We start from the raw sequence: 17652 nt of genomic DNA, 5'->3' as shown, positions 1-17652 counted from the left end.
GCGCCCCCCCCCCCGCGCCCGGCCTCGGCCGGGTACCAGTCCAGGTACTGCACCTGCCAGCCCATCTGCTGCATGCGACGCGGCCGGCCTTCACCATCACGCTCGACCTTCTCCGGACCGGCAGCATCACCGGCCACCAGGCCACGGATCCACGCCGGCAGCTGGTTGACCGGAATGTCCCAGCCGGTCGCTTCCAGCAGCAGTTGCTGGGCGTCCTCGCCGGCACGCGGCCCACCGGCCAGTCCCTCCAGGCGACCGGCTTCGGAATGGGTATCGCCGGTCAGCTTCCAGCTCTGCCGGGTCACCGGCGCGCTCAGCTCAACCACATAGCGGCGTCCTTCCTGCTTCCAGTCGATGCGTCCGCTGCCGCCGTCCTTGCCCTTGCTGACCGCGACCCGGCCCTGGAAAGCCCAGTCCGGCTGTGCCTGCAGCGCGGCCACGCGCGCCGCCTCGGCCTGCGCCGCCTCGGCCGAAACAACCTCGACCACCGCCGGCGCCGGGATCTTCTGCGTGCCCACGCTGGTACAGGCGGTCAGCGCCAGGGCCGCAGTTGCCAACAGCAGCGGCCGGATCAGGGAAACACTCATGGATTGAATTTCTCGCGGGCGCGCAGCAGCGCGCGGTTTTCAGGGTCGAGCTTGGCCGCTTCGTCGAAGAAATGGCGGGCCTCGTCATGCTTGCCCAGCACCCACAACACTTCGCCGACATGGGCGGCGATCTCGGGGTCCTTGGCCAGGGTCCAGGCACGGCGCAGCTGCACCAGTGCTTCTTCCTTGCGGCCCAGGCGATACAGCACCCAGCCATAGCTGTCGACGATGGCAGCGTTGTCCGGTTCGGCCACGCGGGCGCGGTCGATCAGCTCCAGCGCTTCCTGCAGGCGACCGGTGCGATCGGCCAGGGTGTAACCCAGCGCGTTCAATGCCGGCACGTTCTCCGGGTCGGTCACCAGGATCTTGCGCAGGTCGGCCTCGGCGCGCGGGATCTCGTCGCGGCGTTCCCAGGTGAGCGCACGGGCGTACAGCAGGCCGTTGTCATCCGGGTAGGCGGCCAGGCCGCGGGCCAGTGCATCCAGCTCCCCGGCACTGTCGTCAGCACGCTGGCGCAGTTCGGCTTCCAGCAGGTAGGCATCGCGGCGCACATCGTCGTCGACCACCGCATCGGACTGGATCGCGTGCACTTCATCCAAAGCCTGCGGCAGGCGCCCGGCCAGAGCCTGGGCGTTGGCCGCGCGCAGGCGCGCCTCGCTCAGTTCATCGCCACCGGGCACGCTGTGGTACCACTGCACCGCCTCGGGATAACGCTTCAGGTATTCGGCGATCTTGCCCAGCAGCAGGCGCTGCGCCGGGTCCGGCTTGGCCGCCTGCCGCGACAGTTCGTTGTAGAGGTTGGACAGCGCGGCCTTGTCGCCCTGCTTGGCCAACAGCGAGGCGCGCATGCCCCAGGTCTGCACGTCCTGCGGGCCGAACGCCAGCACGCGCTCGGCGGCGGCTGGCTGGCCGAGGCTGTCATAGGCAATGGCCACTGCATTGCGCAGTTCCGGGTCCTGGCGGGTCTTCGGCTCCACATCGTGCAGCAGCGACAGCGCCTTGCCGGTCTCCCCGGCCTGCTGCAGCTGGCTGGCGCGCAGCAGCGCCACACGCGGTTCTTCGGGGAAGCGCTTGACCACTTCGTCGATCATGCGCCGCGCCAGCTCGGGCTTGTCCATGCGCAGGGCAAGGCGTCCGAACTCCTGCCACGCCTCGATCTTCGGCGGAATGGCGTTGGCGTCGACCAGCTCGCCCAGCACCTGCGCCGGCACTGCCGGGTCGCGGCCGCCGCCGATCAGGGCGGCCAGGGCGAACTTCCAGCCACGTTCATCCGGGTCGGCCAGCAAGGCCTGCAGATCGCCACGCGCTGCCTTCACATCGCCCTGGCGCATGGCCAGCGCGGCAGCGGCACTGCGCATGGTCAACGAGCTCGGCGCGCGCTGCTGCCAAAGGGCCAGGCCCTTGGCGGCGCTGGCGTCATCGTTGGCGAGCATGGAAATGCGGGTCGCGCGCTCGGCCAGGCCGGCGTCGCCGCCGGTCTGCTGGGCGGCCTGCAGGTACCAGCGGGCGGCCTCGGCCAGCTTGCCAGCCTGCAGCGCGAACTCACCGGCCATCACCGGTTCCAGCGCCAGTTCCTCAGTGGCCGGGGCCCGTACGGGGGCCTTGGCCGGCACCGCCGCCAGGGCCTGGCTGCAGGCCAGGGACAGCAGCAGAACACTGGGGATGCGAATCAATGCGGGCATCGTCGGCATCGGGGCCTTAAAATGTCGTCCAATGGCCAGCAGCTTATCGCAAGCAACTGAACAATGACCCTGTGGGTGCTCGGACTGAATCACCAGACCGCACCGGTGGAGCTGCGCGAGCGCGCGGCCTTCGCCGGTGAGGCGTTGCCGCGCGCGCTCGGTTCGCTGCGCGACACTCCGCAGATCGCCGAGGCGGTGCTGCTGTCCACCTGCAACCGCACCGAGCTGTATGCCGTGGCCGATTCGGCACAGGCACTGGACCAGTGGCTGCAGGCCCAGGCCGGCGACCTGCAGGGCTACCTGTACCAGCATGCCGATGCAGAAGCCGTACGCCACCTGTTCCGGGTCGCCACCGGCCTGGACTCGATGGTGCTGGGCGAACCGCAGATCCTCGGCCAGGTGAAGGACGCATGGTCGACCGCGCGTGACCACGGCCTGCTCGGCCAGCGCCTGGACCGCCTGTTCCAGCAGACCTTCTCGGTGGCCAAGCGTGCGCGCACCGATACCCAGGTCGGCGCCAACCCGGTATCGGTGGCGTCGGCGGCGGTGCGCCTGGCGCAGAACGCGTTCGCGCGGCTGGACGATTCCACCGTGCTGCTGGTCGGTGCCGGCGAGACCATCGAACTGGCTGCACGGCACCTGAGCGAAGGCAAGGTGCGCCGGCTGCTGATCGCCAACCGCACCCTCGCCCACGCGCAGGAACTTGCCAGCCGCCATGGTGGCGTAGCCCTGCCGCTGACCGAACTGGACCGCCACCTGGGCGAGGCCGACGTGGTGTTCTCGGCCACCGCTGCGCGCGAACCGGTGATCCACCGCGAGATGGTGGCCAAGGCCCTGCGCGCGCGCCGGCACAAGCCGATGCTGCTGTTCGACCTGGCCGTGCCGCGTGACATCGAGGCGGAGGTCGGCACGCTCAACGACGCCTTCCTCTACACCGTCGACGACCTGGAGCGCGCGGTGGAAGACAACCGCCGCGGACGCCGCGAGGCAGCCGCCGAGGCCGAGGCGATCATCGACCTTCAGGTATCGCGTTTTATCGAGACCCAGCAGGCCAGCGCCCACCAGGCGCCGCTACGACAGCTGCGTGCGTTCGGCGAGGCCACCCGCACTGAACTGCTGGAACGCGCGCGCCAGCAGCTGGCCAACGGCAAGCCGGCCGACGAAGTGCTGGAACTGCTGGCCCACGGCCTGACCAATCGATTGCTGCATCCTCCTACCGCTGCCCTGCGCGCTGCCGCACTGAGCGGCGATGCCGACCTGACCCGCGCCGCCGAGCGCCTGTTCCCGGCAACGCCGGGTTACCGCCACCCACCCGTGAGACCCGATGACGCCGACCCTGCGCCGTAAGCTGGAAGCGCTGGCCGAGCGCCGCGAAGAACTGGAACGCCTGCTCGCCGAACCCGACGTGGTCGCCGACAAAACCCGTTTCCGCGACCTTTCGCGCGAATTCGCCCAACTTGAACCGGTTGCCACTGCACTGGCCGATGAAGCACGTGCCAAGGCCGATCTGGCCGCCGCCGAAGGCATGCGCGCCGACCCCGACCTGCGCGAGCTGGCCGACGAGGAAATCGCCGCCGCGCAGGCGCGCCTGCTGGAACTGGAGCAGGAGCTGGCGCTGCTGCTGGTACCGCGCGACCCGCGCGACGAAGGCAACCTGTTCCTGGAAGTGCGCGCCGGCACCGGTGGCGATGAGGCGGCGATCTTCGCCGGCGACCTGTTCCGCATGTACGCCCGCTATGCCGAGCGCCAGGGCTGGAAGGTCGAGATCGAATCGGACAATCCCGGCGAGCACGGTGGCTACAAGGAAGTGGTGGCACGGGTGGTCGGCCGTGGTGCGTTCTCGCGCCTGAAGTTCGAATCGGGCACGCACCGTGTGCAGCGCGTGCCGGCCACCGAATCGCAGGGCCGCATCCATACCTCGGCGGCCACCGTGGCGATCATCCCGGAGGCCGACGAAGTCGATGACATCGTCATCAACCCGGCCGACCTGAAGGTGGATACGTTCCGCTCCTCCGGCGCCGGTGGCCAGCACGTCAACAAGACCGAGTCGGCGATCCGCATCACCCACGTACCGACCGGCGTGGTGGTGGAATGCCAGACCGAACGCAGCCAGCACGCCAACCGCGACAAGGCGATGAAGCGCCTGAAAGCGCAGCTGCTCGACGCCGAGCGCCAACGCCAGGACGCGGCGCAGGCCGAGTCGAGGCGCCTGCAGGTCGGCAGTGGTGATCGCAGCCAGCGCATCCGCACCTACAACTTCCCGCAGGGGCGCATCACCGATCACCGCGTGGAGGGCCTGACCCTGTACGACCTGCCCAACATCCTGGCCGGCGACCTCGATCCGCTGCTGCAGCGGCTCAGCCACGAACACCAGGTCGACGCCCTGGCCCAGCTGTCGGCAGGCTGAGCACGATGTCGGCCTGGCAGCAGCGACAGCAACTGCAGCAAGCGATCGCCCGCCAGCCCGACGACTTCGTCGCCTGGGTGATGCTGGCCGACGTGGAACTGGAAGCCGGCGACATCGCTGCCGGCGAACAGGCCGCACGACGTGCGCTGCAGCTGCGCCCGAATCACCCCGAAGCGCTGGCACGGCTGGGCCGCGTGGCGTGGATGGCCGGTGCACATGGCGATGCGGCCAAGCTGCTCGGCCAGGCCTCGGCATTGGCACCGCAGCATCCCGGCATTGCGCTGTGGCTGGGCCATGCACTGGAAGATGCCGATGATGCCGAAGGCGCGTCGGCGGCCTATCGACGCGCGCATGGGCTGATGCCGGCCGAGCCGTACATCGCCGCCCAGCGCCTGGCCTGGCAGCGTCGCCTGTGCGATTGGCAGGACCTGGACACGCTGGCGGCACAGGTGCGCGCCGCCGTTGCCAGCGGCCAGGGCGTGGTCGAGCCGTTCGCCTTCCTCAGCGAGGACGCCAGCGCTGCCGAACAGTTGGCCTGCGCGCACACCCGTGCGCTGGCCGTGGCTGCCTCGGTGCGGCCCTTGCCGCCGGCAACGGTGCGCCCGCACGGCCCGCTGCGCGTCGGCTTCCTCTCCAATGGGTTCGGCGCACATCCGACCGGATTGCTGACCGTGGCGCTGTTCGAGCAGCTGCGTCGCGACCCCGCACTGCAACTGCATCTGTTCGCGCTGAACCGCGACGACGGCAGCCGCATCCGCCAGCGCCTGCAGGCAGCGGCGCAGCTGCATGATGTGGCTGGCCTGCGACACACCGATACCGCCGCACGCATCCGCGCACAGGGCATCGACCTGCTGTTCGACCTGCGCGGCTGGGGCGGTGGCGGCACGCCGGAAGTGTTGGCGATGCGCCCTGCCCCGCTGCAATTGAACTGGCTGGCCTATCCGGGCACGTCGGGGGCGCCGTGGATGGACGCGGTGGTCGGCGATGCCTTCGCCCTGCCGCCGGCACTGGAGCCGTGCTACAGCGAACGCGTGCTGCGCCTGCCACGAGCCTTCCAGCCGTCAGACAATACGCGCGTGCTGGAGCCTGCGCCGACCCGTGCGGACTGCGGACTGCCCGCGCAGGGCGTGGTGTTCTGCTGTTTCAACAACAGCTACAAGCTCAACCCGCGCAGCATGGGCCGTGCCTTCGCAGTGCTGCAGGCAGTCCCCGGCAGCGTACTGTGGCTGCTGTCCGGACCGGGCCAGGCCGACGCCCGCCTGCGCACTGCCGCGCAGGCTGCCGGCCTGGACCCGGCGCGCCTGGTGTTCATGGCCAAGCTGCCGCATCCGCAGTACCTGGCCCGTTACCCGCTGGCCGACCTGTTCCTCGACACGCATCCGTACAACGCGCACACCACCGCCTCCGATGCGCTGTGGGCCGGCTGCCCGGTGCTGACCTGCCCGAGTGACACCTTCGCCGCGCGCGTGGCCGGCAGCCTCAACCACCATCTGGGAATGGCACGGATGAATGTCGCCGACGATGCGGCGTTCATCACCACCGCCAGCGCGCTGGGCAACGACCCTGCAGCACTGGCGGCGTTGCGCGCTGAACTGGCACAGGCGCGCGAGCGCAGCGGGCTGTTCGACATGGGCGGGTTTGCCCGCGATCTGTCGGCGTTGGTGCAGCAGCTGGCGCGCGAACACGGCTGGCTGGGAACAACCGAACCGACTGGGTAATGTCGGCTGAGTAATGTCGGCTGGGTAATGTCGATTGGATGACGTCGACTGGGTAGAGTCGACTGCTGGTCGACTGCCCTCGGCAGGAAGCCGAAAACCCCGCGCTGCGCGCGATAGTCGACTGACCGTCGACTCTACCGGCGTCGACATCGCCTGGGCAGCCCCTGCGCTACGCTCGGGCTTCCTCCCCGCGTGGTGTGACGATGGCCAAGCTCAAGCGCAAGGACTACGACGAACTGCTGCTGCCGCTGCAGCTGGAACTGACCGCCATGGCGCGCTGGGTGCAGCACAGCGGACAGCGCCTGCTGGTGCTGTTCGAAGGCCGTGATACCGCAGGTAAAGGCGGCGCGATCCAGGCCATCAGCCAGCACCTCAACCCGCGCCAGTGCCGGGTGGTGGCGCTGCCCAAGCCCACCGACCGCGAAGCCACGCAGTGGTACTTCCAGCGCTACGCCTCGCACTTGCCCGCCGCTGGCGAGATCGTGCTGATGGACCGCAGCTGGTACAACCGCGCAGGCGTCGAACGGGTGATGGGCTACTGCAGCGAGACCGAGTACCAGCAGTTCCTGCGCCAGGCGCCGGTGTTCGAACAGCTGCTGGTGGACGACGGCATCCTGCTGTTCAAGTACTGGCTGTGCGTGGACCAGGAGCAGCAGGAGAAGCGCTTCGCCGAGCGCCATCTCGATCCGCTGAAGGGCTGGAAGCTCTCTCCGGTGGACCTGAAATCCCGCAGCAAGTACAGCGCCTACACCGAGGCGCGCGAGGCGATGCTGCGCGCGACCCATCGCGAGGCGGCACCGTGGACACTGGTGGATTTCAACGACCAGCGGCTGGGCCGGCTGACGCTGATGCGCAACCTGCTGGACCGGTTGCCGGACACGCGCGTGGATGCGCCGTTGCCGGAGCTGCCGAAGCTGAAGGGCAAGCTGCATCGCGAGCACTACGATGTGCTGAAGCCGATCGAGGACTTCCCGGTCGAGGATTAGGGTGGGTCGGCAGGGCCTGCGGCCCTGCACCTGCAGAGGCAACGACAACAGCCGGCTCTGGGAGTTTTGCTTGTTGGCTGGGGTGGTGTGGGTTGGCAGGACACGCCGTAAACCCCGCTCCGCGGTCCGGCCCAGCCGCTGGCGGCTGTGCGTTCGGGCGCTTGCGAAGCAGTGCTTCGCAAACGGAGCGCCCTCACCCATGGGGGCTCGATGGCGCCATCCATGGCGCCAACGGTCCTGCCAACCCACACCGCCCCATCCCCGACGGATTTCCGGTGACGGAGGTAGATCCACGCCATGCGTGGATGAATCTCCATTGAAATCGATTATTTCGACAATTGAACGAAGAGCATCCACGCATGGCGTGGATCTACCAGACATGGGGAATCTGTCAGAGGTGGGGCGGTGCCGGAGTGCGGGGTGTCAGCCGCATGGATGCGGCTGCCAAGCCTACAGGGACGTACTTGCAGCGTCCCCGCACTCCGACACCGCCCCGCCATCCCACGGATAGCCCGCTGTTGCTGTTGCTTTTGCTGTTGCTGGGGTTGCCGGCCAGCGGCCGGCACTACCGCGGGTGCAGGGCCGCAGGCCCTGCCGCCCAACCCCATTACTTGGCAGCAGCGATCTGCTTTTCGATGTCGGCGGCCGTCACCGGGCCGAGGAAGGTGTGCGCCAGCTTGCCCTGTGGATCCAGCAGGTGCGTCAGCGGCAGGCCGCGCGGCGTGGCGAAATCGGCCGGCGGATCGAACGGGTCCACGATCACGATCGGATAGGTCACCGGATGCTTGGTCAGGAACGACTGCATTTCCGGCACTTCGATGTCCTCGTAGGCCAGGCCGACCACTTCGATGTTGCTGCGCATCGCATGCAGCGCCGACAGCTCGGGCATCTCCTTGCGGCACGGGGCACACCAGGTCGCCCAGAAGTTCACCACCACCCACTTGCCGCGGTGCGCGGCCAGGTCGTAGTCGCTGCCATCCACCGCCTTCATCTTCAGCGTCGGGAACTCGGCGGTGGTGCGCTCGGCCGGGGTTTCCTCGACCGGTGCCGGTGCGGTCGGCGTCGGTGCCTGCGCCGGTGGTTGGCTGCTGGCCGGCGTCGGCTCCTGGGCCGGCTTGCAGGCCGACAGCGCCAGCAGCAGGGCCAGCGGGAGCAGCAACGGGGTCTTGCGGGTCATGGCATGTCTCCAGAGTCGGTATAGATATCGCTGACCTTGCGCTTCAGGCGTTCACGCAGGGGCAGTCGCAGATCATCCAGCGCCGCCAATGCGGCACGGCCCAGGCTGTCGTCGCGGTACGGCAGGTGCTGCTCGGCTACCGGAATGCGCAACTGGGTACATTCGTAAAGATCGGCCAGGCTCACCTGGTCCAGGTCGCGCGAGAGCAGCCATTCGCCACGTTCATCGCGGCGCAGCAGGCCGATCTCCTGCAGGTTGCAGGCCAGGTCCTGCAGCAGCGAATCGGTCAGCATCGGCTCCAGCCGCAGGATTTCATCGTCGGCCAGGCCCTTGCCCTTGGCACGGGCGTGGTGGAAGCGGCCGAGCAGGCGCAGCAGGCCATAGAACTCGTAGCCCTGCGGCAGGCGCAGTTCCACCGGCTGGTAGCGGAAGGCCGCCATCGACGAAGACAACGATGCGCCCAGCAGCACCGCCACCCAGCACAGGTAGATCCACAGCAGCAGGATCGGCACGAAGGCCACCGTGCCATAGAGCTTCTGGTAGGACTGGAAGCTGCCCAGGTAGGCGCCGATGCCCCACTTCACCAGCTCCAGGATCACCGCGGCCAGGATCGCGCCAGGCACTGCATGCCGCCACTTCACCGTGTGGTGCGGCACCACCCGGAACATCAGCGTGATGCAGACGAACTCGATCAGGATCGGCGCCAGCCGCAGTGCCAGTTCGGCCAGCCAGCGGCCCTCCTGGGTGCCGAACAGCGGCATCGCGAACACCCGCGCCGACACCGCCAGCGAAGCCGCCGCGAGCATCGCGCCCAGCGTCAGTACAGTCCAGTACACCAGGAAGCGGGTCAGCTTGGGCCGGGTCGAGCCGACCCGCCAGATCTGGTTGAAGGTTTCTTCAACACTGTTGAGCGTGATCAGCAGCGACACCACCAGCGCGATGAAGCCGGCGGCGGTGAGCTGGCCGGCACTGGCCGAGAACTGCCGCAGGTAGCCCTCGGCCGCGCGCGCGGCGTTGGGAACGAAGTTGGAGAAGACGTAATCGCTGAGCTGGTCGCTCCAGCGGTCGAAGACGGGGAAGGCCGACAGCACGCCGAACACCACGATCGCCAGCGGTACCAGCGCGAACACCGTGGTGTAGGCCAGCGCCGCCGCTGCCTGGAACAGGCGGTCGTCGAGGAAGCGATGCCACAGGAAGCGGCCGAAACTGATGGCCCGTGCGCGATCCCGCGCGCGCTCCATCCACAGGTTGAGCGTATCCAAAGGTTCCATCGGTGGAAGGGTACCCGATGCGGAATGCTGGCAGGATAGCCATACTGGCGACCACACGACGAGGAGAAGCGGGCACGATGGGCGAGATTCTGGTGCTGTACTACAGCCGGGGCGGTTCGGTGGCACGGCTGGCGCGCCAGATCGCGCGGGGCATCGGCGAAGTGCCGGGCATGAGCGCGCGCCTGCGCACGGTGCCGCCAGTGGCCGCCGTGACCCAGACCGCGCAGCCGCCGGTACCCGACGACGGCGCCCCCTACGTGAGCGTGCAGGACCTGGTGGAATGCCAGGGCCTGCTGCTCGGCAGCCCCACCCGCTTCGGCAACATGGCCGCGCCGGTCAAGCACTTCCTGGATGGACTGGGCGCCGAATGGGTCAATGGCACCCTGTCCGGCAAGCCGGCCGGCGTGTTCACCTCCACCGCCTCGATGCACGGCGGCCAGGAATCGACCCTGCTGTCGATGCAGGTGCCGCTGCTGCACCACGGCTGCGTGATCGTCGGCATCCCGTTCACCGAACCGGCGTTGAGCCACACCACCAGCGGCGGCACGCCCTATGGCGCCAGCCACGTGGCCGGTGCCGCCGACGATCCGCAGCCGACCGACGACGAGGCCGTGCTGGCCCGCGCGCTGGGCCGCCGGGTGGCCGACATCGCGCAGCGGTTGGCCCGATGAGCCGCCCGCCGCGCACGGTCCTGCTGCTGGCCCTGATGGGGCTGGCTGCGCTGTTCGCAGGCTGGTTCATCAATGACAAGCACTGGCTGGCCACCCAGCTGGTGTTCACCGCGCCGCCGCTGGCGCTGGCCTTTGCGCTGCGCCTGGGCTGGCGCAAGGCCGGGTTCTGGGCCTCGGTGCTGGCGCTGGGCTGGTTCAGCCACGGCGTGATGAGCGCCTGGAGCCACCTGGAAACACGCTGGCTGGCGCTGATCGAAATCGCCCTGGCCCTGCTGGTGATCTTCAGCGCCAGCCTGCCGGGGCTGCGCGCCCGCTTCGGCAAGCGACGCTGACGCTGCGCCCGCCGGGCCGTATCATCTGTGTCCCTGGCCCCGCGCCGCTGTACCTGTCCTGGTTTCGCGCATGCACATGATGGAAGAGCTCCTGGTCGTCACCACCGGTGGCACGATCGACAAGATCTACTTCGACGACAAGTCGGACTACCAGATCGGCGACCCCCAGATCGGCATGATCCTGCGCGAGCTGGGCGTGACGTTCCGCTTCAACGTGATTCCGATCCTGCGCAAGGATTCGCTGCACATCAACGATGAAGACCGCGAACTGATCCGCGCCACCATCGCCGCGCAGCCGACCCGCCACGTGCTGGTGACCCACGGCACCGACTCGATGGTGCAGACCGGCAAGGTGCTGGCGACGATCCCGGACAAGACCATCGTGATGACCGGCGCGCTCAGCCCGGCGCGGTTCCGTGGGTCGGATGCGGAGTTCAACATCGGCTGCGCGATCGGTGCGGTGCAGTCGCTGCCGAGCGGCGTATACATCGCCATGAACGGTCGTATCTTCGATCCGCAGCACGTGCGCAAGAACGTGGCCGCCAACCGCTTCGAGTCGGTCTGAGGAACAGCGTGCCGACCAAGGTCGGCACGCACCAAAGCGCTGCCCTTGCAAGGCCGGTGCCTACCCAAAGAAAAACGCCCCGGCCTGAGCCGGGGCGTGCCCATGGAGAGGGGCTTGGGCTCAGTACTGGGCGTTGAGGGTCAGGCCCGAGAAGGTGCTGTAGGCCTTCACCCGCACATACCAGGTGCCGGCGGCAGGACTGTTGATGGTGCAGGTCTCGCTGTTGCCGCTCAGGTACGGACGGCAGGTGTAGGTGGTATCGGTCGGGGCACTGCCCTGGCGCACATACAGGTCGGCATCACCGCTGCCGCCACTGATCGCGACGCGCAGCTGGGTGCTGCCGGCCGGAACAGCCACGGTGTAGTTCAGCTCGGCACCGGTCGCAGCGCCCAGGCCGGTCACCGGCACGTTGTTCTGCAGCACGTTGCCACCCGGGTTCGGGTTGCCGCCACCGTTGATCGCCGCGGCCACGGCGGCATTGGCGTCGATGATGCCGGCGCCGCAACCACCCGAGCAGGCGCCCGGCAGCGGGCGTGCCGTGCTCTTGATGATGCTCTCGACCTGCGCCGGGCTCAGCGGGCTCGGAGCGACCGACTGCATCAGCGCGACCACGCCGGCCACGTGCGGCGCTGCCATCGAGGTGCCGTTGTACGACGCGTAGGTCGCGCTGCCCGGCGTGGTGGTGCCGGTGTTGAGGGTGGACAGGATGCTCTGGCCCGGTGCCGAAATGTCGATGCCGGTACCGTAGTTGGAGAAGCTGGCACGTGCACCGGCTGAGGTGGTCGCCGCCACCGCGATCACGTTCGGGCAGTTGGCCGGCACCGACGAGGACACGTTGGTGTTGCTGTTGCCGGCGGCGACCACCACGGTGGTGCCACGGCCGACCGCGCCGTTGATCGCGTTCTGGTAGGTGGTCGAGCAGCTGCCACCGCCGCCCAGCGAGAGGTTGATGACTTCGGCCGGATTGGCGTTGGCCGGTACGCCGCTGACGGTGCCACCGGACGCCCACACGATCGCATCGGCGATGTCGGAGGTGTAGCCGCCGCACTTGCCGAGCACGCGCACCGGCACGACCTTGGCATTGAACGCGGTACCTGCCACACCGGTACTGTTGTTGGTCACCGCCGCCACGGTGCCGGCAACGTGGGTGCCGTGCCAGCTGGAGTTGGAGGCCGGGATGCCCGAGCCACACTCGTTGGCGCCGTACCAGTCGCCTTCGTCGTTCGGATTGTTGTCGCGGCCGCCGCCATCACGCGCCATCGCGGCGTCGCTGATGAAGTCATAGCCCGGCAGGATGTTGGCGTTGAGATCGGCATGGTTGGTGATGCCGGTATCGATCACGGCCACCACCACGCCGGTGCCGGTGGCCTTGTCCCAGGCCGGCCGGATGTTGATGCCGGCATTGGAGGTGCCGAAGCCCCATTGCTCGCTGAAGCGGGTGTCGTTCGGGGTCAGCGTCGCGCGCATGATCTGGTCGACTTCGACGTATTCCACGTTCGGGTCGGCGGCCAGCTTGCGCATCAGCAGTTCGGATTCGGCCTGGTCGAGCGGACGGTCGGTCTTGACCAGGGTCGGGCCGACGGCCAGCTTGCGGACCTGCTGCAGGCCCAGCGCGCGGCCCTGGCTGCTGGCCAGGCCGGCGGCGGCCGTCTTCAGCGACGAAGCCAGCGCAGTAGTGTTGGCCACGGCGGCGCTGCCGTCGCGGTACTTGACGATGAAGCGCTGGTGCGTCGGCGCGGACTGCAGGCCGCTGAGCTGGACATCACCGGCCAGCGCAGGCGTGGCCAGCAGCAGCGATGACAGAACGGACGCACCAAGGACCACCCACACTCGACGCACACGCGGTTGCGTTACCTGGGACATCGTATTTCCCTTTCTTGTGGTGTGAATGCCGGAATCGGCAGAAGCACCGGCCCGAACCCGGGGCTGGCTTGCATTGGCGAGGTTCGAAGTCCGGTGAGTCAGCGGACCCCCCTAACGATCCGCCGTGCACATGACGCTAATGGCCGAAACCGGACACCACAAGATTTTCAGCGTCTTTTCAGCAAGATGAAATGTTCGTTCTGAGACTTTTCGGGTCGAGGGTTTGTGAAGGTGAAGGAACTTTCTCGTGTCCTGCACAGACCTGACTGGGCCGTCACGTGTCCTGGAATGACTATGCCGACATCGGCGTTCGCTGCTGACCCCAACGACCGCGCAGCGTGCCCGCGGTGCGCCTGCCCGTCGCGTCGGACGCACTGACTACTTTGCCTGCGGAACGCTCGCTGGCCGGATGCGCTGCCCTTTGACCGGCTCGCCGCGTGCAACCGGCTGGCCATCGGCCACGTAGCCGGAGAACTGTGCCGGCAACGCTTCGCCGACACCGAACACGGGCCCGTCCTGCAGCTGGTAGTGCAGGTGCGGTTCGGAGGAGTTTCCGCTGTTGCCACAGTCACCGAGGTGCGCGCCGCTGCGGACAACCTGTCCCTGGGCGACCCGCACACTGCCCTGGCGCAAGTGCGCCAGCACCGAGTACTCCTCATTGCCGTGATCGAGGATGACGCGATTGCCGGTGAGCTGAGCAGCATTCATCTGCCCCGGCACGTTGTCGGCGATCCCTTCGACCACGTCCACCACCGTGCCGTCGGCCGGCGCGAGGATCGGGCGGCCGAAGCAGTAGTAGTCATCGTTGCGCAGCCCATCGCCACGGTGCGAGCGGCCATCGCGTACCACCAGCAGATCCAGCGCGAAGCGCTGGCCGGCATGGGCCGCATGGTAGTTCTGTTCGACAGTACGCCCGCCCCAGAACACGAAGTATTCATCGTCGAACGGCAGTTGCAGCCGTGTGCGGGTCTGGTAGTCGAGGAACCCGCTCGCCGCAGCCTGCGGCGGCGTGGTCTGTAGCGGGCGGATGTAGAAGCCGCCGATCCGCCCGTCGGCATCGATGGCCCACAGCACCTGGATGATGGCCGGGCTCCTGGCGAAGCGCGCCTGCCGCAGATAGGTGTCGAATCCATCAACCTTCTCGACCTTCTCACTGACCAGCTCGGTTTCTGCGCCCCAGCCAGCGAGCACCTGCTCGCGCAGCGCCACCAGGTTCTGCGGGGACTTCAGCCCCGCCTGCATCTGCGGCGTCATCCGTTCCCACAGGGCGTCGACGTGCCCTTCGTAGAACTGCGTGGTCAGCGTGGCTCCCTGTTGGCGCGGATCTGCGGCCGCGGCCACGCCGGTGAGGGCAGAGAAGGAAACAACCAGAACTGCAAACAGGCGCGGAAGCAATGTCATGTCAGGCGTCCTTTCGATCCGGATCGGGAATGCCGGCAACGATCGCTGCCAGCTGCGTGCGGTACTCGGCCAGGGCAGTACGGCCCATCGGCGTCAACTGCAGGGTGGTCAGTGGGCGCTTGCCACGGAACGACTTATTGATGGCGACCAACCCTGCCGCTTCAAGCTTGCTCAGATGGCTGGAGAGATTGCCCTTGCTCAACCCGCTGAGATGCTCGACAAATCCGAACTCGGCGGATTCAGCACCTGCCAGGATCGACAGGATCAGCAGGCGTGCCGGCTCGTGGATCAAGCGGTCGAGCTGAAGCAACGCTCTGGAATCAGGCAGCTGGGTCATTCGAGGTTCGTCCGCGCCGCCATGAACGCGCGCATCTCCACCTGCAGCCGCTGGAAGCGCTGGTGGTCACGCCAGCCGACCACGATCAGTGCGACGGATGCCAGCGGAAACACGGCCGTGCTCAGGCCGAAGCCATACGCCTGCCCGGTGAAGGCCAGCGCGGCCTGGCACAACAGGAACACACCTACGATGAACTCCAGCGGCGTACGCAGCCAGCGCCACACCACCCAGGGCAGCAGCGCCACCACGGCCAGGTAGCCAATGGCGCGCAGGTCCCAGGGAAGTTGGCCGATCGGCGCCAGCCGGGCCAGCACGCTGCCGATCACCAGCACGCTTACCAGCGCCGTGAAGGCGATGAAAAAGCGCTGGAAATTGCGTTCGACCGGCGTGACCTGCTCCTCGACCTGGCCCAGCCGCTGGTAATAACGGCGTGCCAGCCATTGCTTGCCGACGATCCACAGCACCGGCACGGCAATCAGCACGATGCGCAGCGCCAGGGTGGTCGGCAACAGGGCGCCGGCAAGGAACGAGGCCAGGCAGGCGATGCCGCCAGCCATCGCCGACAGGCCCCCGGCACTTCGCGAGTACCGCGAGTATTCACGGGTCAGCGCCTGCAGGCGCGAGGAAGGATCAATGACGGACGGCTGCTGCATGACACGCTCCATCGGGGTCGCTTGAATTTAGTTTGCATTGCAAACCTATTTGCGTCAAGCAATCGCCTACTGCGGTCTGGCGTCCGGCCCCACAACGCAGAAAGCCCGTCACGGGGACGGGCTTTTCGGAAGAGCAGTCGAGCGTGGCTCGACGCTACAGTTCAGCGTGGGCGGTCAGCCCAGCTTGACCAGCCAGTTGTGGCGGTCCGGCAGGCGGCCGTACTGGATGTCGGTCAGTTCCTTGCGCAGCGACATGGTCACTTCGCCGGCCGGCGCGTTGATGTCGCCCACCGAGAAGCCCTCGCCCTTCAGCTGGCCGATCGGGGTAACCACCGCCGCGGTGCCGCAGGCGAACACTTCGCTGATCGCGCCGGAGGCCACGCCGTCCTTCCACTCGTCGATGCTGACCTTGCGCTCTTCGACCTTCATGCCACGGTCGCGGGCCAGCTGCAGGATGCTCTCGCGGGTGATGCCTTCGAGGATGCTGCCCGACAGTTCCGGGGTCACCAGGGTGCCGTCCTTGTAGACCAGGAACACGTTCATGCCACCCAGTTCTTCCAGGTACTTGCCTTCGACCGGGTCGAGGAACAGCACCTGCGAGCAGCCCTGCGCCTGCGCCTTCTGCTGCGGCAGCAGCGAGGCAGCATAGTTGCCACCGCACTTGGCGGCACCGGTGCCGCCCTTGGCCGCACGCGCGTATTCGGTGGACAGCCAGATCGACACCGGGGCAACGCCCTTGGCGAAGTACGGGCCGGCCGGGCTGGCGATGACGTAGTAGCCGGCCTTGTGCGCGCCGCGCACGCCGAGGAAGGCTTCGTCGCCGATCATGAACGGGCGGAAGTACAGGCTGGACTCATCGGCCGACGGCACCCAGTCACTGTCGACGGCGATCAGCTGCTTCAGCGATTCGACGAAGATCTCCACCGGCAGTTCCGGCAGCGCCAGGCGCTGCGCCGAACGCTGCAGGCGACGGCCGTTGGCATCCGGACGGAAAGTCCAGATCGAGCCATCGGCATGGCGGTAGGCCTTGATGCCTTCGAAGATTTCCTGGCCGTAGTGCAGCACGGCCGCGGCCGGATCCAGCTGCAACGGGCCGTAGGCACGCACGTTGGCGTTGTGCCAGCCGGCATCCTTGTCCCAGCGCACTTCCACCATGTGATCGGTGAAGTGCAGGCCGAAGCCCGGCTTCTCCAGGATCTTGGCGCGCTCTTCAGCGCTGCGAGGGTGGTCCGAACGGGTAACGGCGAAGCTGGGGATGGACTGGGACACCGGAGGATTCCTGTTCTGGTTGCGGGTAGTGCCGGGCCCGCGTCACTGCGGGCCCTGGGTCAAAGCATGCCGGTCTCGAGCCGGGCCGCCTCGGACATCATGTGCTGGTTCCACGGCGGGTCGAACACCAGGTCGACGTCGGCCTCGGCCACCGTCGGGATCATTTCAAGCTTGCTGCGCACGTCGTCGACCAGGATGTCGCCCATCCCACAGCCCGGTGCGGTCAGGGTCATCTTCACGTCGATCTCGCGCTGGCCTTCGTCCAGGTGCTTGATCTCGACCTCGTAGACCAGGCCCAGTTCGACGATGTTCACCGGAATTTCCGGGTCGAAGCAGGTGCGCAGCTGCTGCCACACCAGCTGTTCCACCTGTTCATCAGTGGCGTCGGCCGGCAGTTCCAGCGGTGCCGGTGCCTCCTTGCCGATGGCGTCGCCGTCCTTGCCGGCGATGCGGAACAGGTTGCCCTCGACGAACACCGAATAACTGCCGCCCAGCGCCTGGGTGATGTACCCATAGCTGCCGGCGGGCAGGGTCACGGTATCGCCCTGCGGGACCATCACGGCCTCGCAATCGCGCTCGAAGTGGACAGGTTCGCTGCTACGGGAATACATGGGGACCGATATGGGGCCGTGGCCGGGGCCACGCAAGACGGCATTCTAGCCCAGCCGCTCCGGCACCGCCGGTGCACCGCCGCAAACCACAGTATCCTGTGGGTGATCTTCAGGGAGCTTCG

Annotated in this window: 17 protein-coding genes; 7 read left to right on the top strand and 10 right to left on the bottom strand. The window is 67.7% G+C overall.

Annotated features, from left to right (window positions below):
* Both lolB and O0K41_RS15735 read right to left on the bottom strand, forming a co-directional pair.
* On the bottom strand, nt 1-587 hold a 587-nt coding region (gene lolB / locus O0K41_RS15740), incomplete at its 3' end, for a lipoprotein insertase outer membrane protein LolB (protein ID WP_308304527.1).
* Entirely contained in the window at nt 584-2269 is a 1686-nt protein-coding gene (locus O0K41_RS15735) for a tetratricopeptide repeat protein (RefSeq protein WP_187757580.1), read from the bottom strand. The genes lolB and O0K41_RS15735, both read right to left, overlap by 4 nt.
* 63 nt (nt 2270-2332) lie before the next feature.
* On the opposite strand from O0K41_RS15735, the gene hemA reads away from it, so the two are divergent.
* The 4 genes from hemA (at nt 2333) to ppk2 (ending at nt 7380) form a co-directional block, all read left to right on the top strand.
* Complete coding sequence (gene hemA, locus O0K41_RS15730) at nt 2333-3616, top strand: glutamyl-tRNA reductase (protein ID WP_005408187.1); 1284 nt, start codon at nt 2333-2335, stop codon at nt 3614-3616.
* Entirely contained in the window at nt 3594-4676 is a 1083-nt protein-coding gene (gene prfA / locus O0K41_RS15725) for a peptide chain release factor 1 (RefSeq protein ID WP_164223199.1), read from the top strand. The genes hemA and prfA overlap by 23 nt, the downstream gene beginning before the upstream one ends.
* Nucleotides 4677-4681: 5 nt before the next feature.
* A complete protein-coding gene (locus tag O0K41_RS15720; protein ID WP_164223202.1) occupies nt 4682-6394 on the top strand; it encodes a tetratricopeptide repeat protein in 1713 nt (570 codons plus the stop codon).
* A 203-nt stretch (nt 6395-6597) separates the two neighbouring features.
* Nucleotides 6598-7380, top strand: a complete 783-nt coding sequence (gene ppk2 / locus O0K41_RS15715) for a polyphosphate kinase 2 (protein ID WP_164223205.1) — start codon at nt 6598-6600, stop codon at nt 7378-7380.
* Between the two features lie 607 nt (nt 7381-7987).
* Here ppk2 and O0K41_RS15710 read toward each other — a convergent pair.
* Nucleotides 7988-8557: a TlpA disulfide reductase family protein gene (locus tag O0K41_RS15710; protein ID WP_005408183.1), complete on the bottom strand. Its 570-nt coding sequence runs from the start codon at nt 8555-8557 to the stop codon at nt 7988-7990.
* Nucleotides 8554-9828: a YihY family inner membrane protein gene (locus O0K41_RS15705; RefSeq protein WP_005408182.1), complete on the bottom strand. Its 1275-nt coding sequence runs from the start codon at nt 9826-9828 to the stop codon at nt 8554-8556. The genes O0K41_RS15710 and O0K41_RS15705 overlap by 4 nt, the downstream gene beginning before the upstream one ends.
* 77 nt (nt 9829-9905) lie before the next feature.
* Here O0K41_RS15705 and wrbA point away from each other — a divergent pair, with 77 nt between their 5' ends.
* The 3 genes from wrbA (at nt 9906) to O0K41_RS15690 (ending at nt 11396) form a co-directional block, all read left to right on the top strand.
* Complete coding sequence (wrbA, locus tag O0K41_RS15700; RefSeq protein WP_005408181.1) at nt 9906-10499, top strand: NAD(P)H:quinone oxidoreductase; 594 nt, start codon at nt 9906-9908, stop codon at nt 10497-10499.
* Nucleotides 10496-10831, top strand: a complete 336-nt coding sequence (locus O0K41_RS15695; RefSeq protein WP_164223012.1) for a DUF2069 domain-containing protein — start codon at nt 10496-10498, stop codon at nt 10829-10831. Before wrbA ends, O0K41_RS15695 begins: the two co-directional genes overlap by 4 nt.
* A gap of 79 nt (nt 10832-10910) precedes the next feature.
* Nucleotides 10911-11396: an asparaginase domain-containing protein gene (locus O0K41_RS15690; RefSeq protein WP_010481766.1), complete on the top strand. Its 486-nt coding sequence runs from the start codon at nt 10911-10913 to the stop codon at nt 11394-11396.
* 120 nt (nt 11397-11516) lie between these two features.
* Here O0K41_RS15690 and O0K41_RS15685 read toward each other — a convergent pair whose 3' ends face one another.
* The 6 genes from O0K41_RS15685 to sufT all read right to left on the bottom strand — a co-directional run bounded on the left by O0K41_RS15685 (nt 11517) and on the right by sufT (nt 17530).
* Nucleotides 11517-13259, bottom strand: coding sequence for a S8 family peptidase (locus O0K41_RS15685; RefSeq protein ID WP_005408178.1), 1743 nt, complete (start codon nt 13257-13259; stop codon nt 11517-11519).
* Nucleotides 13260-13637: 378 nt separating this feature from the next.
* Nucleotides 13638-14660: a M23 family metallopeptidase gene (locus tag O0K41_RS15680; RefSeq protein WP_049450159.1), complete on the bottom strand. Its 1023-nt coding sequence runs from the start codon at nt 14658-14660 to the stop codon at nt 13638-13640.
* Nucleotide 14661: 1 nt separating this feature from the next.
* Nucleotides 14662-14997: a transcriptional regulator gene (locus O0K41_RS15675; RefSeq protein ID WP_024957746.1), complete on the bottom strand. Its 336-nt coding sequence runs from the start codon at nt 14995-14997 to the stop codon at nt 14662-14664.
* Nucleotides 14994-15650, bottom strand: coding sequence for a hypothetical protein (locus O0K41_RS15670; protein WP_049450157.1), 657 nt, complete (start codon nt 15648-15650; stop codon nt 14994-14996). The genes O0K41_RS15675 and O0K41_RS15670 overlap by 4 nt, the downstream gene beginning before the upstream one ends.
* Before the next feature lie 174 nt (nt 15651-15824).
* Nucleotides 15825-16919 (bottom strand): branched-chain amino acid aminotransferase, encoded by a 1095-nt coding sequence (locus O0K41_RS15665; RefSeq protein ID WP_005412326.1) that lies wholly within the window; start codon nt 16917-16919, stop codon nt 15825-15827.
* Nucleotides 16920-16978: 59 nt separating this feature from the next.
* The gene (gene sufT / locus O0K41_RS15660; RefSeq protein ID WP_012479222.1) at nt 16979-17530 is read right to left on the bottom strand and encodes a putative Fe-S cluster assembly protein SufT; all 552 of its coding nucleotides are present in this window, start codon (nt 17528-17530) and stop codon (nt 16979-16981) included.
* Nucleotides 17531-17652: the final 122 nt, after the last annotated feature.

Source organism: Stenotrophomonas sp. Sm2128 (genome assembly GCF_030985535.1).
GTDB lineage: Bacteria > Pseudomonadota > Gammaproteobacteria > Xanthomonadales > Xanthomonadaceae > Stenotrophomonas > Stenotrophomonas maltophilia.
This window is presented reverse-complemented; position numbering and strand designations above follow the sequence as displayed.

Bases quoted from the DNA above. Each gene is read 5' to 3' on its own strand.
- O0K41_RS15735 (WP_187757580.1), bottom strand. From the start codon at position 2,269: ATGCCCGCATTGATTCGCATCCCCAGTGTTCTGCTGCTGTCCCTGGCC.
- hemA (WP_005408187.1), top strand. From the start codon at position 2,333: ATGACCCTGTGGGTGCTCGGACTGAATCACCAGACCGCACCGGTGGAG.
- prfA (WP_164223199.1), top strand. From the start codon at position 3,594: ATGACGCCGACCCTGCGCCGTAAGCTGGAAGCGCTGGCCGAGCGCCGC.
- O0K41_RS15720 (WP_164223202.1), top strand. From the start codon at position 4,682: ATGTCGGCCTGGCAGCAGCGACAGCAACTGCAGCAAGCGATCGCCCGC.
- ppk2 (WP_164223205.1), top strand. From the start codon at position 6,598: ATGGCCAAGCTCAAGCGCAAGGACTACGACGAACTGCTGCTGCCGCTG.
- O0K41_RS15710 (WP_005408183.1), bottom strand. From the start codon at position 8,557: ATGACCCGCAAGACCCCGTTGCTGCTCCCGCTGGCCCTGCTGCTGGCG.
- O0K41_RS15705 (WP_005408182.1), bottom strand. From the start codon at position 9,828: ATGGAACCTTTGGATACGCTCAACCTGTGGATGGAGCGCGCGCGGGAT.
- wrbA (WP_005408181.1), top strand. From the start codon at position 9,906: ATGGGCGAGATTCTGGTGCTGTACTACAGCCGGGGCGGTTCGGTGGCA.
- O0K41_RS15695 (WP_164223012.1), top strand. From the start codon at position 10,496: ATGAGCCGCCCGCCGCGCACGGTCCTGCTGCTGGCCCTGATGGGGCTG.
- O0K41_RS15690 (WP_010481766.1), top strand. From the start codon at position 10,911: ATGGAAGAGCTCCTGGTCGTCACCACCGGTGGCACGATCGACAAGATC.
- O0K41_RS15685 (WP_005408178.1), bottom strand. From the start codon at position 13,259: ATGTCCCAGGTAACGCAACCGCGTGTGCGTCGAGTGTGGGTGGTCCTT.
- O0K41_RS15680 (WP_049450159.1), bottom strand. From the start codon at position 14,660: ATGACATTGCTTCCGCGCCTGTTTGCAGTTCTGGTTGTTTCCTTCTCT.
- O0K41_RS15675 (WP_024957746.1), bottom strand. From the start codon at position 14,997: ATGACCCAGCTGCCTGATTCCAGAGCGTTGCTTCAGCTCGACCGCTTG.
- O0K41_RS15670 (WP_049450157.1), bottom strand. From the start codon at position 15,650: ATGCAGCAGCCGTCCGTCATTGATCCTTCCTCGCGCCTGCAGGCGCTG.
- sufT (WP_012479222.1), bottom strand. From the start codon at position 17,530: ATGTATTCCCGTAGCAGCGAACCTGTCCACTTCGAGCGCGATTGCGAG.